The organism is Novosphingobium sp. JCM 18896 (genome assembly GCF_025938095.1).
Classification (GTDB): Bacteria; Pseudomonadota; Alphaproteobacteria; order Sphingomonadales; family Sphingomonadaceae; genus Novosphingobium.
On sequence record NZ_JAPCZF010000011.1, the window covers coordinates 60,358 to 75,799 of the forward strand.

Genomic DNA, 15,442 nt, shown 5'->3' on the forward strand with positions numbered 1-15,442 from the left:
CTCGTCCGCTCCTCGCGAGTGGTCGGGCGCGGGATCGGGTATGTTCGTGCTCTTGGGAACCGGCTCGCCATGGCCATGACCACTCGTGCCTTCGTGGCTCACGCTATCGGAGACCTTGATATGGGAGGCGTCGTTCGCGGGTTCGCCCGCGCCCGTGTCGTTTACGCTTTCGGTAGTTTTCGGCGTACTGACTTCGGGTGACGCGGGTACTTTCGCCTCGGGATCACGCTGCTCTCGTTCTTGCGCGGTGTCCAAAATTTGTCCCATCGCCTCGCTCCTGCGCTCAAAGGCTCACCCCTGAATTTTACTAGCGACGACCAGGGGGTATGCCGCCGTGTCCAGTGGCAATGCCGCAATCGAACTCTTCGTTCCTGCTGATAGCCAAGAAACCTCTCGGGTTCGGTCAATCGCCATTCTGGCTGCCCCGATTTGCGGTGTCGGACACATAGCAGAGTTCGCGTTTTCGCTTGGCTTGAGTATCCCGTTGCCAACTGGCTCGTTACCGTGTGGCCATGTCTGATCGGCCGCCCGCCGATCGACTTTTGACGCCCCGTTTTGCCGGTTGCCGGACCGTGATAGATTTTGAGCATGGCCCCAAGCTCACATAACTAGCCGGTGGCAGCGTCGCGGCAGCACCTTAGCGGCCCTGCGAGAGTTGCCGGGCTCATTTCTTCCACCAGGCCGTGCATTCTCCCAGCAGGTCATGCGAGGGCACGAGCCCCAGCCATTTGCGCAGCCCGTGGTGCCATCGCGCCGCCGGCACAAGGAATGATTTGGCCAGTATTTCGTGGGGCTCACCCTGTGCTCGGTCCTACCCCTTGCCCATCAGCTGAATGAGCTCTTTGGGCTGAATCTCGCGCACCAGTTGGTCCAACGTGCACTGCTCAGGATCCTTGTCAGGGCGCCAACGATGAAACCGCGTCCCATGGCGGAAGCGGTGCGCGGTGACCTGATCGTATATCACCTCTGCGACCAGGTCGTGGGTGAGGGGAATGTAGTCCCCGCTCTTGTCCGGGGCCCAACGGCTAGGTCCCCCCGGTGCCTTCCCGGTAAATCCAGGACCGCCACGGAAAGGCTCGAGAACTTGTAGGAGGTCCTTGCGCGCGCCACCGTCGAGGCCCGAGCAGAAGCCAACCAGATCAAGTTGCCCTGCCGCATTGTAAAGCCCAAGCAGGAGCGAGGCGACCCCGCCGCCGTTGGATTTGCGATAGCCGCCGACCACACAATCGGCCGTGCGCAACTGCTTGACCTTGCGCATCGCCCGCTCACCGGCTCGATAAGGCTCATCGACTGGCTTGGCGATCACGCCGTCGAGCGCGCCCCCCGTTTCGGTCAGCCAGGACTTGGCCTGCTCCAGCGAAAGCGAAGCTGGCGAAAGCATCAGCGAGGAGCCGGTCATGGAGCTTCGCAGATTTCGCAGCGCTTCGCGGCGATGGCTTAGCGGCTGGTGGCGCAGATCCTGGGGGCCGATGCTGAGGGCATCGAACAGAATCAATCGCGACGGCGTCTCGCGGGAGAGCTTTGCAATTCGCGAGGCCGCCGGATGCAAGCGAGCTTGCAACGCTGCGAACGAGAGGCGGTCCCCGATGGGGATCACCAGTTCGCCATCCAACATCAGTCGTTTTTCCGACATCTCGCGGATCTGCTCGATCATCTCCGGGAAAAAACGGCCGAGACGTTTGCCCGACTTGGACCAGATCTCGATATCGTCGCCTTCTTTGTCGATGATGGCGCGGAATCCATCCCATTTGGGTTCATACTGCCACCCGGGCGGCTCGGGTAGTTCATCGACCAGCAGAGCTTCCATCGGCCGTAGCGGACTTGCACGCTGCGCATTAGAAGACGGAGGAGAGGGCCCACGTGCCATAGCCAGACAACCCTTGGCGCTGTCGGAGGTTTCACCAGGCGAGAGGAGGCATAGGGGACCTCGACTATCGGTCGAGCGCAGAGCGCCGCCTCATCGATGCCGATTGCTTTCGTTCCGCCCCTGCGGCGCTTGTCTCGTCATGGACCGCTTCGGCTTAGCGAAATGCGAGCCTTCGACCAGCTCGGATCTCAACTCGTCTCTAAGATTGCGCGATGCCGGAACGAAGTCCGCAAGAGGAGGTTGTCGGGACGAGAGAGAGAACGGATGAAGATGGCCGAAGCCCACGCCCGCATTTTCTCAGATTGCCATACCCAGCAGCCCGACCAGTGCGGGCGCAAGGACATTGTTACCGGCGGGACCTCGGGATCCGGCAGGGCGATCGACCTTCAGAACGCATGCAATTAATGTTGCAGGAAGCTTGCCGCTGTGAGTGATGTGCGATCTTGTGGCGCCGACGGACCCGTAAGCCCCTATGCGCTTGCTCTGCGCGAAGCGCTGCAGGCCAAAGGCATGAAAAAGATAGCGCAGTTCGCAGACGGCGCACTGACAATGGACCTGGCAGCGAGCATGGGTTCGCTCTGGGCCTTGATCCGACGTGGCAAGAAGGGTGGATTGGCCCACCGCCTCGTTTACGCGCCAGGCGGTTTTACAGATGTGAAAGCCGAAACACGTTCGGCGACGTCCATGCGGATTTCTATAAAAAGCGCCTTGGGCGATCATGGGGTCAAGCTGTCTTCAGGGGGTGACGCGCTTGAATTCCTGCGCGCGACGGTGACCTTCAAGCCCGCGCGGTCTGCACTCATTCCGTTTCAGCCACGCGACCTCTATCCGCTCGACGCTTCGGACGATCCGCTGGGCGCAGCCGGCACGGTCGAAGCCGTGCAGCGCGGGCTCAATAGCGGTCTTGTTTATTTCCGCGTCGAAGAGCCCGCTTTCGGGAACGTGCTCTACTTCCAGAATTTCACGTCGTTGAACGGTTACTATCTGGCGACCGAGACCACCCCGGAATCCTCGGTCGGCGGTGTTTGGCCCGAACTCGGGCACTTGCTGCCGATCCCGGATCTGGACAGCCCAAGTCTCGCAGATGCAGCGGTCACGAACGAGGTTACGCTCTCAGACGCGATCCTGGTGTTTCGACACGAGGCTCCCCCACACGAAAGGGAATCCGCACGCCAGTTCCTGCAAATGCTGGGCGTCGCATACAAGCAGCTCGACCTCCCACATTCGGAATACCGTAATTGGGTCGAACGCAGCGAGCGCACCTTGCGCGACCTTGATGAGGCGCCCGAGGCGACCATCCGGCATTACGGCCGCCGCTATGTCCATCCCTACACGGCGGCCGAATATCCCGACATCATGGTCCAGATGTCGCTCATCGCAGCTATTCATTCCTGGGGTAAATGGCGCGGCGAGCCGCATCCGCTCGAGACGGAACTCAAGGCGGGTCTCGATAAATTCTATGATCCCGAACTGAGGACCCTGCGCCGCTATCTTCCCAATGTCGGCGATGACAAGGATGCGGACGCGGTCGATAGCTGGTATCTCTATCATCCCATGCTCAACCTCGGCCTGTTGGCACTGGACGGGGACGAGCCTGCGCGAGACCTGCTCCTCAAATCGATCGACTACGGGATCAAGGCCGCGCATCACTTCGATTACCGCTGGCCGGTTCAATACAAGATCACCGACTTCGCGATCATCACCGAGGTCGCCGAAGTCGATGGCCGGGGGCAGACGGACGTCGGCGGCATCTATGCCTGGGTCATGCTCCAGGCGTTCGAACTCACCGACGACAAGCGGTTTCTCGACGAGGCACGCGCAGCGATCGACGCGGCGATGGGCCTTCGGTTCAACATCAACTATCAAGCGAACCTCACCGCCTGGGGCGCCGCCGCCTGCATGCGGCTGTGGCGGATCACCAACGAGAAAGTCTACCTCGAGCAGAGCTACGTTTATCTCGGCAGCTTCTTCCACAATTGTGAAATTTGGGAGAGCGAGATCGGCCTTGCCCGACACTACAGCAATTTTCTCGGTGTCACCTGCCTGCAGGACGCGCCTTATATGGCAATCTACGAGTGCTTCGATTCCTTCACGGCCTTCGAACGCTATCTCGATGACAGTGGCCCCGACCTCGAACCGGCGGCGCGGATGCTGATCGCCGAGTACTGCAAGTATGCGCTTGACCGCGCCTGGTATTACTATCCCGATGCCTTGCCGGCAGAAGCGCTGGCTCAGAAGCAGCGCGAGAGCAATGGCCACATCGACCCCACGCTCTCGTTCCCGCTCGAGGACCTCTATGCGGATGGCCAGCCGGCGGGCCAGGTCGGTCAGGAAATCTATGGGGCCGGTGCTGCTCTGATCTTCGCGACGCGAGCATTCCACTCGGTCGAGGGCGCGCCCTTTCTTCTCTTCTGCGACCACTTCGTTCGTTCCATGGAGCGAACGGGTGATCGGTCATTGTCCGTCACACTCGACGGCGGCGAAACGTGTTTCGCCCGCGTCAGTCTCGTGCGTGCTAAGCGTAGAAAGCTCACCAAGTCTTCGATTTCGACTGCTGGCGGGGACGGAGTGCGCGCGCATCATGCTTCGGACGATCGGGTCGATTTTCGCGTACCAGCCAATGGCCGCTTCATTTTGACCTGGGATTGAGCGCGATGGGCTTGGTCGATCTTCGCGGAAAACGCGTGCTCGTAACGGGTGGCACCACGGGTATCGGACGCGCGACGATCGTGCTGCTCTTGGCTCATGGAGCTGACGTTCTCACCTTCGGCCGGCACAGGGAAGAATTGGACGAAGTGCTCGCGCTGGCGGACGGCGCCGACGGAAGCATCCGCGGTCTCGTCGCGGACGCGGCGAGCCAGGATGGTATCGCGGATGTCTTTGCCGCTGTTGATGCCGATCTCGGCGGGATCGACATACTGGTTGCCAATGCGGCGCTGGGCGCCCAGCCGATCCACGAGATGAGCGACGAGGCTTGGCGCTATCTCGTTGACGTCAATTTCGTCGGATGCCTGGCGAGCGCTCGGCCCGCGCTCCTGCGCATGATCGCGGCCGGCGGCGGCCACATTCTTTTCGTGGGATCAATCGCGACCGAGATCAAAGCCGTTGGCGAGAGCGTCTACGCTGCGACCAAAGCTGGAGTGCAGGCCTTCGCCGAGACGCTGAGAAAGGAAGTTGCGGAGAAAGGCGTCAGGGTCAGCGTTGTTCAGCCCGGTTCCGTCTCGGCGCCAATGCAGGAGTGCTCCGAAAACGAAAAGCGTGAGGCAGTCGAGGAGGCCCGAATGCTCGAGGCGGAACAAGTAGCACAAGCCATTTTATTCGTCCTCACGCGTCCGGCCGAGGCCGACGTCGTCAACCTGCGCATCGAGCCCCGCATCCAGAAGTCGAGTTGATGGGGTGCAGTGTAGCTCGCGTGACTCGTCCGAAGTCCGAACCTGCTTGCGGCAACTGCAATCAGGTCTCGCTGACGGAGCAGCAACATGATTCCCTCCCTGTTGCCGCAGGAACACATCAGCGACGACGAAGGCGCCCGCGGTCTTCACCTTCTGGTTGTCGAGGCGGCGTTCTCCGGCGGCGCTGCCGCGCTCACGACGGGGGTCATTCTCACGGCTTTCGCGCTCCACCTGGGCGCGTCAAACTTCATGGTCGGCGTGCTGGCAAGTGCCCCTTTCCTCGCGCAGCTTCTCCAGCTCCCAGGGATCATACTCGTCGAGCGCCTGCGTCAGCGTAAGCGTATCGCCGTTGTGACCAGTATCCTGGGGCGTTTGATGCTGGCAGTGATGGCGGGGACCGCGCTTTTCAACGGCTGGACGCCGCTCATGGTTTTTCTCGGCGCGCAGTTCGTGCTCTGTGGTCTTGGTGCCGTCGGCACCTGCGCATGGAATGCGTGGCTCCGTGATCTGGCGCCCGAAAGTCGGCTAGGCCATGTCTTCGCGCGAAGAACGATCTGGCTCACTGCGATCAATCTGACCCTCGGCCTTGGGGCGGCCATCGCGCTAGATCAGACGGCAGAGGGATCGACCGCCCGTGACCTCGTGTTTGCCGGCATGTTCGCCTTGGGCTGCATCACCGGCCTCATCAGCGCGCGGATCGTGGCAGCCATGCCCGAACCCGTCATGCCGCCGCCCTCGGGTCCCATCAGGCTGCTCGAGCTTCTCGCGCAGCCTTTGCGCGACGCGAATTTCAGCCGTCTGCTTGTCTTCGTCGGCAGCTGGCAATTCGCGGTCAACCTCGCGACACCCTTTTTCACGGTTTTCATCGTTCGACAATTGAGGTTCGACGTCAGCTTCGTACTTCTGCTCAGCGTCGCTAGTCAGGTCGCCAACCTCTTGGCCCTCAAGTCCTGGGGCGTGCTTAGTGATCGGTTCGCGAACAAGTCTGTTTTGGCGATTTGCGCGCCTGTCTACATCGTCTCTATCGTCGCGATGATCGGCGCCTCGCAGCTCGGCGACCGAGACATGATAAAGATCTGGTTGCTCGTGCTGCATCTTTTCATGGGGGCTTCTGTGGCGGGAGTCACTCTTGCCTCGACGAACATCGCCCTCAAATTGTCGCCACGAGGTAGCGCTACCGCTTACGTCGCTTCCAGTGCCATGGTCACCGCCACTGCGGCAGGCCTTGCGCCGATCCTGGGCGGCTTTCTCGCTGATTACTTTGCCCGCAGAAAGCTCGAGCTCATTGCGCGTTGGTCAGGGCCGCACGACGCGCTGGATCTGCCGCTCGTCCTTACAAGTTGGGATTTCTATTTTCTCCTTGCGGGGCTGCTCGGACTTTACGCCATTCATCGCCTTTCGCTGGTGTCGGAGGCGGGCGAGATCAATGCCCGCGAAATGGTCGGCGAGGTCTTGAACGAGACGCGGCGCAATATTCGCAACATATCGAGCGTAGCGGGACTGCGCGGCGCGACGGCTGTTCCGGCGTCGTTGCTACGCGACGCACGTGTCCGGCTTCGTGTGGTGAGAATGCAGGCCCGCAAAGCCGTGCGCGGCCCCTCGTAGCAGGGCACATTATCGGAGGCGTCCGAAGAGACCTCAGCAACGGCCCGCCGATCTACCGCCAGCCTCCTCCCGGATGGCCAGCCCTACTTCGGTTTTTCCCGCAACCTTTTTTGGGGGGGCGGGATGGTCTGCGGCTGCTTCGACCGCACCTCAATTTGTTTTCCCCCTTCGTCTCATCGGGTACAGTGCTGCAAGGATCTCCCTTCGGTGGCTGGAACCTCGGTCTGCAGTTCATGGACGCGCTCCTGCAATTCGCGCCGCGAAAGTGGAGTTCAAACTGGCGGTACTCGACATTCAGTTGCACATGACGACAGCTTCACGTCACAGTTCCGATCCTTGATCCACGGACTTTGTCGGCACCGCGGGCTTGGTCGTCTCGGCAACCAGATTGACCATTGTCGGATAAGCGAAGCTCACATGATTTTCCCGTAATCTCGTCAGGACAGCCGCTGCTACGTTGTCGCGAGCTTCGGCTGCAAAATCTGCGTCGACCGATTCAAATTCGAGATCGTAGCTAAGCCCATTTTCCGCGAAACCGGTTACTCCGCCGTGGACGAAAGCGTAGCCTTCGCTTTCAACAGCCTCGCGCAGCAAAGCTGGAAGTGTCTCACCTGTTCCGAAGGCGTGGAGTAGCCCAGGCGAAACTCGAACTTGAACCGATTGCGGGCGCGACGCGTCGTATTGAGAATTTCGAAATCGAGCAATTTGCGGTTCGCAATAATTCGCTGCTCGCCATTCGCGCCTCGAAGGCGGGTCGACTTGAGGCCGATTGCCTCAACCGTGCCGGAGCCAGAACCTTTGTCGTACGAGATGAAGTCGCCAAGACGGAAAGGCTTGTCGAAGATGATAGCCAACGCCGCAAACAAGTCGCCGAAGACACCTTGTGCGGCCAGACCGATGGCGATGCCGCCGACCCCCAACCCTGCAAGCAGGCCCGTGACATTCACGCCAAGATTGCTGAGAACCACGATTGTCGCGATGGCGAACAAGGCTATGGTCACGAGCAGCCTGATGATCCCAAGCGCGCTGGCCAGCCCCTGACCGTGGAAGCTCTCGTCGCGCGTCCGATGTTCCACGGCGCCGAAAATCAGTTCGCGGGCCCAGATCGCTGCCTGAAATACAGCTGCGATAGTGAACAGATAAGTGATCGTGATAAAGATCAACGGCGGTGCGCCAGCATAACCTGCGACGAGACGGGCCACGCAAGCAACGATGAAAAATTGGCTGGTACGAGCCAAGGCACGGCCGCCCATGCTGTACCACGTCCTTACTCCCGCTCCTTGCCTGCAAAGCCGCATTCCCCAGCGCCGAAGGAAATTGAGCGCCACGAAGATGACGGACCCCGCGGCGATGGCGATGGCTATCTCCAGCCAATGCGAGCTCAACCAGATCGACGCTTCCGCCATAACGTGATCCATTTGGTCGGAAAACGGCGCTTGGTGCGGGACTGTCGCGTCGCTTGCTATGTTTGAAGGTTGGGGCACTGTAGCTCGAGCGTAAGAGGGCAGCGCAGCCGCGCTGGTTCACAACATTCACTCACCAGAAGTGTTCCAGTCCACGCGCGGCAGACAAACCTATGTTGGCGAGTTTTCGAAATCGGTGCTCAAAGTGGTGCAATTCTTTAGCGTGCTGACCAGCAAGGACGCGACCCTGCAGAGCTTGTCGTTGGCACTCACGCTTCGCCTGCACCATGACTGATTTGCACAGCTGGTCTGGCTCGCCGCCACGTGCTCCGCTTTCCAAGGGCCACGACAACTCGTTGATCACACGATCTCAGGTTTCCGTTTCCGGTGCAAAGGAAGGTCAATGGTTCGCTCGTTGAGTGGTCGACCTTCCAGACTGGCAAGTGATACATCGCTCCCGAATGGGGATTGTTTCAAGGGCAACGGCGCTGCGACCTAAGAGAGTCCCTGACGGTCCGGATATGGCAGGGGGAATGTCCCTCCGAGGGCTTTGGTCTTGCTCGTGGAGAAGACCGCCGATCCGCAATCCGAGATCAGACCGCAAAAGGCTTATCCCATCAGTCCGCGCGAGATTACATGACGCGATGCTCAGAGGAACAGCCTGGCCCCTTTCGCATCCAATCGAGTCGTTCGGCGTTTAGGCAAGACAGTAAAGGGGAAGGGGCGCACGGCCAGATGAATGACGACCTGTCCGAAATATTCGTCGGCAACAGCGAGATGGCGGGGGTCATGCGAAACCACGCCTGGGCCGAGACCGCGCTAGGAGATCCGCGCGGCTGGCCAGACGCGCTCAAGATACCGCTGCGCATGCTACTCACCTCGCGCTTCGAAATGTGGCTGGGCTGGGGTCCAGACCTCTGCTTTTTCTACAACGACGCCTACATTCCGACGCTCGGGATCAAGCACCCGAGTATGCTCGGCCGGCCGTTTCGGGAGGTGTGGTCGGAGGTCTATGATGAGGTAGCCGACCAGGTCGAGCGAGTGCAAGCAGGCCAGGCGACCTGGAACAGGTCTCTGTTGCTTCTGCTCGAGCGCAGCGGATACACCGAGGAGACCTACCACAGCTTCTCCTACAGCCCACTCTACGAGGCCGACGGTGGCGTGGGCGGGCTGCTCTGCGTCGTGAGCGAGGACACGGCCCGCATCATTAGCGTGCGCCGGCTGGAGACGCTGAGCCGGCTCGGCACGGAGCTTTCAGGGGCTACGACGAAATCGTCGGTTCGCGCCGCAGTTCACTCGGCGTTCGAGACAAATCGCCGAGATTTTCCCTTCATTGCCGTCGCGATCGATGATCTGGTTGAGCCAGATGGCGATGACGAGGTCTTCGAGAAGATTGCCGCGGAGCTGGCAAGCGGCGTGAACGATGGCGCCACGATCATTTCGCTTCCCAGTTTAGGGTGGCCCTCCGGCGACTGGAAGCGGGAGCCCCGCGATGCGCTGGTCTTGGCGATTCCGGGACACGGCGGCGAGGCGGCTCTCGGGACCATCGTCCTTGGGCTCAATCCATATCGCGCTCATGGCGACAACGTCTTGGACATTGCTCAGCTCGCTGCAGCCCAGATCGGCAGTGCGCTCGCCAAAGTGATGGCGATCGATGGCGAACGACGCAGGGCGGACCGCATATGGACCATTTCTCGCGACCTCATCGTTGTGGTCGATGAGAAGGGTATATTTCGCTCGGTCAGCCCGGCTTGGACGCGAATCCTGGGGCACCCTATCGAAGAGGTCGTGGGCAAGCCATTCAGCGATTTCATGCACCCTGCCGACATCGCCCACAGCAAAGTGGCGCTGGAACGTGCTTTGGGTTCTGAAGAATTGTCGAACTACGAGAACCGCTTTCGCACCGACGAGGGATTTTATCGGAGCTTCCAGTGGCACACGACGTCCGAAAATGGCTTCGTCTATGCCTACGGCCGTGACGTTACGGAAAGCCGGCAGGTCGAAGAGGCCCTGAGCGAAAGCGAAGAGCAATTCCGTCACCTCGTCCAGTCGGTCACCGACTATGCAATCTATATGATCGATCTCGATGGCTACGTCTCGAGCTGGAACGAGGGCGCACGGCGGATCAAAGGGTACGAGCCTGACGAGATCATCGGCGAACATTTCTCGCGGTTCTACACCGAAGTAGATCGGGCGATCGGCGAGCCTCAACGTGCTTTGGAAACAGCCCGTAACGAGGGCAGGTTCCTCGCCGAAGGCTGGCGGGTTCGCAAGGATGGCGAGCGCTTCCGCGCAAGCGTCGTAATCGATGCCGTGCGCGACGACAGAGGGCGCGCGATCGGCTTCGCCAAGATTACCCGCGACGTGACGGAGCGCGAGCGGACGCAGCGCGAACTTGAGGTTGCCCGCGAGACACTGTTTCAATCGCAAAAGATGGATGCGATCGGACAACTGACAGGGGGTGTCGCGCACGATTTCAATAACCTGCTGATGGCGGTGATGAGCAGCCTCGAGCTCCTCGGCAAGCGGCTCCCGGCGGACCCACTTACGAAACGCCTGTTCGACAACGCTGTGGAGGGCGCGAAGCGCGGGGCGACCTTGACGCAGCGCATGCTGGCTTTCGCGCGCAGGCAGGATTTGCAGGTCGACCGGATCGATCTCTCGCAGTTGCTGTCGGGCATGAACGATCTCGTTCAGCGCTCGATAGGGCCCGAATGGCCGATTTCTACGAGTTTCCCGCTCAAGCTCCCGCAAGTGTGCGCGGATGCTAACCAGCTCGAGATGGCGCTACTCAACCTGATCGTGAATGCCCGTGACGCCAGCCCGGGCGGCGGCGCTATTCTGATTTCGGCGGCCTGCGAAGATGTTGCGGACGGTATGATCGATGATCTGTCTGCGGGCAGCTACGTGCGGATGGGCGTCAAAGACAACGGGATCGGCATGGACGCCGATACGCTACAGCGCGCGACAGAGCCATTCTTCACAACGAAGGGCGTCGGCAAAGGCACCGGACTCGGGCTGCCGATGGTACACGGAATGGCCCGGCAGATCGGTGGTACGTTCCAGCTCCTCAGTGAGGTAGGTAGAGGCACGAGCGCAGTGATCTGGTTGCCTGTCGCGAACGCGGAGGCTGAGCCGGCTGATGACAGCCCCGTTCAGACAGACAGGCGGGGCACCCGGAGCTTGACAATTCTCGCGGTGGACGATGACGCGCTTGTCCTGATGAATACGGTCGCCTTGCTGGAGGACTTGGGGCACGACGTTATCGAGGCCAGTTCGGGACGGCAGGCTTTGGAGGTTTTCGCGGGCCAGCACGACATCGATATGCTGATTACCGACCAGGCTATGCCCATGATGACCGGTGTGGAACTCATCGAGGCAATCGACGCCATTCGGCCTGGCACCCCCGCCATCATCGCTAGCGGATATGGCGAAGGCGTCGAGGTTCCAGGTCGGGAGGTTGTAAGGCTCGGAAAGCCGTTCAATCAGTCACAGTTGGCCGATGCAGTGATTGAAGCCGTTGGGAGCAATGTGACACGTCATGGCTAGGCATGAGAGCGAATTGTGGCCCCTTCGCCGACAGACCGGACGCCCACCGCTTCGATCACTTTTTTCCAAAGTGGTCGTTGTTCATCTGCACCGCCAAGTCCAATGCGCTCGGTCAAAAGCTTCTAACCAGTCCGAAGTTCAGCTTCGGGCGATCATCTCCAGTGTCGTAGCGAGGGCCAGTGAGCGGCACGGCGAGTTCGAAAGTAGCGCCGAAGTTACGGGTCACATCCATCCGGAAGCCGCCGCCGGCTGAAGCCAATGAGCCTGCACCCGCGCCTCGTTGCTGATTGGAGAGGCTGCCGCCGTCGATGAAGGCATAAATCTGCGCGCGCTTTGCCAGACCCAGAGGATGGTCGATCAAATAGCGCAGTTCGGCGAGCCCCATCACGCCTTCATCCCCCGTGCGCTCGCCCCAGTCGTAACCGCGCAGGAAGGCTGTGCCGCCAAGGCTCGTTTCCTCGCTGATCAGCAGGGGCTGCGACGCGACCTGGCCGGCAGCTGCCAGCCTCAGGCTGAACTTCCCACCCAGATCGGTGGTCCAGTCGCTCCAGGCAGACAAGGTGGTGAAGGTGCCGTCAGCATCGCGGCGAGAGGCGAGGGGATCGCCGGGCCGAGTGGCGCCGAGCAAGCCCATGCCTTGGGTGAGGGTCGTGCTGACGCGCAGACGACCTCCTGCCAGCGCGCTATTGCCGTAGATGGTCATCCGCGCGGTCGCGACCTTGTCGTTGCGGATCAGCAGGCCGCTACGCCATTGCGATAGCTCGCGGAAGCCGAGCTCGCCCTCGAGCCAGAAGCTCGCGCGGCGCCGGCGGAGCAGCGGCTGCAGCAGGCTGCCGGCCACGTACCACGAACGGTTGCGCAGATCGAAGGGGGCGAGATAGGCGGCGGGACGGGTAGTCGAGATCGCGCCGGACACGGCCAGTTCGGTGCCTGCGGCGCTGATCCGTTTGGCATAGCGCGCGTAGCCGAACTGGAGTTCGCGAGGCTGCGCGGGCGCGGTCGAATAGGATAGCGTCAGCGAATCGTCGGACGCGAAAAGGCCGTTGAAGTCGGCCTCGATCCGCACCTGTTCACGCCCGATCGGCCGGGTGCCTTGGTTCGAGAACGCGAGACGGGCCTGGAAGCGGTCATGCCTGGCGTCGACCAGCAATACGCCCTTGCCGCCTTCGCGCAGGTAGCGGCTGCCACCTATGCGTACGCCGTCGATGTCGCTGGCGATGAGCAGGCGGCGTTCTACCTCAGCCAGCCGTGCTGGCTTGCCGTCGATCAGCGCCGCCAGCGCACGGCGCACGGCGGCCGGAGCAGTCCGGGTGAAGCGTACCTCGTCAATGCGACCCTCATCGACTTTGACGACGAGGATACCCGTGGTCAGCCGTTGCGGCTCAATCCAGGCTGAAGCGAAGGCGAAACCTTTAGCGCGCAGACGTGCGGCGATGGCCTCGGTCAGCTCCTTCAGTTCGGCGGGCGATAAGGTCCGACCGATCCGCGCCGCGACGATGTCGGAGAAGTCGGCGGGAGAGAGAGATTGGAGGCCCGACAGCGAAATCGCGCCGACCAAGATCGCGGTGTGTCCAGTCGCGGCCATCTGTGCCTCGGGCGCCTCGATGGCGACAGAGGCCTGCGGCGCGGGCTCGATCTCGCTGATGCGCTGGCGGTCGGTGGCGATCAGAGTCGAGTCCGCGCGGCCCGCGGCGTCATTGCCCTGGGCCTGAGCCTCAGCTGGCACGGTGCATAGCAAGAGTACACCCAGCAAGGCGGTCTGTGTAGCAATCCGGCGCAGGCTCTCGGGGCGTTTCATCGCCATGGACCTAGTGGGTAAGCTGTTACGAATTCGTCAAAATTTCTCCAAATTAACCATATGCGCAAACGACGATGCAATGGTGGCAGGCCTAGCAATCGGCGCAATGGGAAGAGACCGTTGGGATACGGTTAGTCTCTAGATGAGGGTCCGTAATGCGCGCATTGTTGAAATCGTTTGCCATTCTTTTGGCGCTTTGCTTCGCGCAAACAGCATGGGCCGATGCCGCCTCGCCCGATTGGCTTGTCAGTGAAGCCAGCGGTTCGGTCACGATTACACAGCAGGGTCGAACTCAGCCGGCAGTTCGGGGTTCGCGGATCGCGCCGGGCGCGACGGTTTCGACCGCTCCGGGGGGGCGAGCGGTGATCGTTCACGGTCGCGATTTCGTCACGGTCTCGCCGGGTAGCCGCGTGCGCGTTCCGGCCATCGCCGAGCGCCGCGGCTTGTTCCAGGTCATTCAGGAATGGGGCAACGCGATCTTCCAGATCGAGAAACAGGGCGCACCGCATTTCGGCGTGCAGACCCCCTATCTCGCGGCCGTGGTCAAAGGCACGACCTTCTCGATCACCGTTACGGGCGAGGGGACTTCGCTGCAGGTCGTCGAAGGCGCGGTCGAGACATCGACGCTCGACGGCGGCGCCAGCGAAATTATCCGCCCAGGCATGGTGGCCAGCGTCGGCAGCTCGGATCTGTTCCGTCTGACCGTGCAGGGGCAGGAAACGCGTCAGATCGATTCGCCGCAGCGCGACATGCCGCCTGCGGTCGACGCCGCGCCAGCAGCCGCGCAAGCGGCAGAGCCCCAGGCCAATGCGGCCGATACCGGTTTGACGGACGGCGGTCTGCGGGAGATCGGGAGCGGCGAGGTCTACGACAGCCAGGTGATTTCGAGCCCGATAGTCGCCAAGCCAGTGGATCTCGGTCAGGCGACCGGCGGCCTCGTCGGCGGCAATGCCGTCGTTCAGCTCGCGAGCGTCGATGCCGTCGCGGTTCGGGATCTCGGGCGGGGAGAGGATCGCGCTCTGGATAGCCCTTCGGTTGGAAATCCGCAGCTCGCGATCGCCGATGCCGGCCAGGGTGCTCCTGGAGCTTCCGTCGGCGCGACGCCCGGACAGGGCATTGGCAACGGCGGCAATAACGACAACGCCAACGGCCAGAACAATGGCAATGGCCAGAACAATGGCAATGGTGGCAATTCCGGTAACAACGGTCTCGGACTGGGGCTCGGCGTGGGGAACGCCGGTGTCGAGGTCGGGCTTGGCAATTCCGGCAACGGCAACACGAACTCGGGCAATGGCGGCAGCGGCAACAACGGGAACGGCAACGCCAACGGCCAGAACAATGGCAATGGCCAGAACAATGGCAATGGTGGCAATTCCGGTAACAACGGCCTCGGACTGGGGCTCGGCGTAGGGAACGCCGGTGTGGAGGTCGGGCTTGGCAATTCCGGCAACGGCAACACGAAGTCGGGCGACGGTGTCAGCGGTAATAATGGCAACGGCAATGCCAACGGCCAGGATAACGGCAATGGCGGCAATTCCGGCAACAACGGTCTGGGACTGGGGATTGGCGTGGGGAACACCGGTGTCGAGGTGGGGCTCGGCAATTCGGGCAACGGCAATACGAACTCGGGCAACGGCAACAGCGGCAACAATGGCAATGGCAACGCCAATGGCCAGAACAACGGAAATGGCAGCTCGAGCGGGAGCACCGATCTGACCCTTGGCGTGGGCGTAAGCGTTGGCGGGAATGGGCTGGGACTTGGCCTGGGGCTCGGCAGCTCTGGCAAGGGAAACGGCCAAGGTAACGGCAATGGCAAGTAAGTGCAGGC

The 15,442-nt window shown here is 61.5% G+C and carries 8 protein-coding genes; 5 read left to right on the forward strand and 3 right to left on the reverse strand.

Annotated elements, in window-relative coordinates; translation table 11 throughout:
• Positions 1 to 811: 811 nt before the first annotated feature.
• Positions 812 to 1,867, reverse strand: a complete 1,056-nt coding sequence (locus OLX23_RS24195) for an ATP-dependent DNA ligase (RefSeq protein WP_264447907.1) — start codon at positions 1,865 to 1,867, stop codon at positions 812 to 814.
• A 426-nt stretch (positions 1,868 to 2,293) separates the two neighbouring features.
• On the opposite strand from OLX23_RS24195, the gene OLX23_RS24200 reads away from it, so the two are divergent.
• The 3 genes from OLX23_RS24200 to OLX23_RS24210 all read left to right on the forward strand — a co-directional run bounded on the left by OLX23_RS24200 (position 2,294) and on the right by OLX23_RS24210 (position 6,864).
• Positions 2,294 to 4,516, forward strand: coding sequence for a hypothetical protein (locus OLX23_RS24200; protein ID WP_264447908.1), 2,223 nt, complete (start codon positions 2,294 to 2,296; stop codon positions 4,514 to 4,516).
• 5 nt (positions 4,517 to 4,521) lie between these two features.
• Positions 4,522 to 5,259, forward strand: coding sequence for an SDR family oxidoreductase (locus OLX23_RS24205; RefSeq protein ID WP_264447909.1), 738 nt, complete (start codon positions 4,522 to 4,524; stop codon positions 5,257 to 5,259).
• A gap of 87 nt (positions 5,260 to 5,346) precedes the next feature.
• Positions 5,347 to 6,864, forward strand: coding sequence for an MFS transporter (locus OLX23_RS24210; protein WP_264447910.1), 1,518 nt, complete (start codon positions 5,347 to 5,349; stop codon positions 6,862 to 6,864).
• Positions 6,865 to 7,403: 539 nt separating this feature from the next.
• Here OLX23_RS24210 and OLX23_RS24215 read toward each other — a convergent pair.
• Entirely contained in the window at positions 7,404 to 8,270 is an 867-nt protein-coding gene (locus tag OLX23_RS24215) for a mechanosensitive ion channel family protein (protein ID WP_264447911.1), read from the reverse strand.
• Between the two features lie 732 nt (positions 8,271 to 9,002).
• Between OLX23_RS24215 and OLX23_RS24220 the strand changes: the two genes are divergently transcribed.
• Entirely contained in the window at positions 9,003 to 11,816 is a 2,814-nt protein-coding gene (locus OLX23_RS24220; RefSeq protein ID WP_264447912.1) for a PAS domain S-box protein, read from the forward strand.
• Between the two features lie 112 nt (positions 11,817 to 11,928).
• Here the strand turns inward: OLX23_RS24220 and OLX23_RS24225 are convergent, their stop codons facing one another.
• Positions 11,929 to 13,614: a ShlB/FhaC/HecB family hemolysin secretion/activation protein gene (locus OLX23_RS24225; RefSeq protein ID WP_264447913.1), complete on the reverse strand. Its 1,686-nt coding sequence runs from the start codon at positions 13,612 to 13,614 to the stop codon at positions 11,929 to 11,931.
• Positions 13,615 to 13,769: 155 nt separating this feature from the next.
• On the opposite strand from OLX23_RS24225, the gene OLX23_RS24230 reads away from it, so the two are divergent.
• Complete coding sequence (locus tag OLX23_RS24230; protein ID WP_264447914.1) at positions 13,770 to 15,434, forward strand: FecR family protein; 1,665 nt, start codon at positions 13,770 to 13,772, stop codon at positions 15,432 to 15,434.
• The last annotated feature ends 8 nt before the right edge of the window (positions 15,435 to 15,442 follow it).

Excerpts from the sequence above, each read along its gene's own strand:
- OLX23_RS24195 (WP_264447907.1), bottom strand. The coding sequence starts at position 1,867 with ATGGCACGTGGGCCCTCTCCTCCGTCTTCTAATGCGCAGCGTGCAAGT.
- OLX23_RS24205 (WP_264447909.1), top strand. The coding sequence starts at position 4,522 with ATGGGCTTGGTCGATCTTCGCGGAAAACGCGTGCTCGTAACGGGTGGC.
- OLX23_RS24210 (WP_264447910.1), top strand. The coding sequence starts at position 5,347 with ATGATTCCCTCCCTGTTGCCGCAGGAACACATCAGCGACGACGAAGGC.
- OLX23_RS24215 (WP_264447911.1), bottom strand. The coding sequence starts at position 8,270 with ATGGCGGAAGCGTCGATCTGGTTGAGCTCGCATTGGCTGGAGATAGCC.
- OLX23_RS24220 (WP_264447912.1), top strand. The coding sequence starts at position 9,003 with ATGAATGACGACCTGTCCGAAATATTCGTCGGCAACAGCGAGATGGCG.
- OLX23_RS24225 (WP_264447913.1), bottom strand. The coding sequence starts at position 13,614 with ATGAAACGCCCCGAGAGCCTGCGCCGGATTGCTACACAGACCGCCTTG.
- OLX23_RS24230 (WP_264447914.1), top strand. The coding sequence starts at position 13,770 with ATGCGCGCATTGTTGAAATCGTTTGCCATTCTTTTGGCGCTTTGCTTC.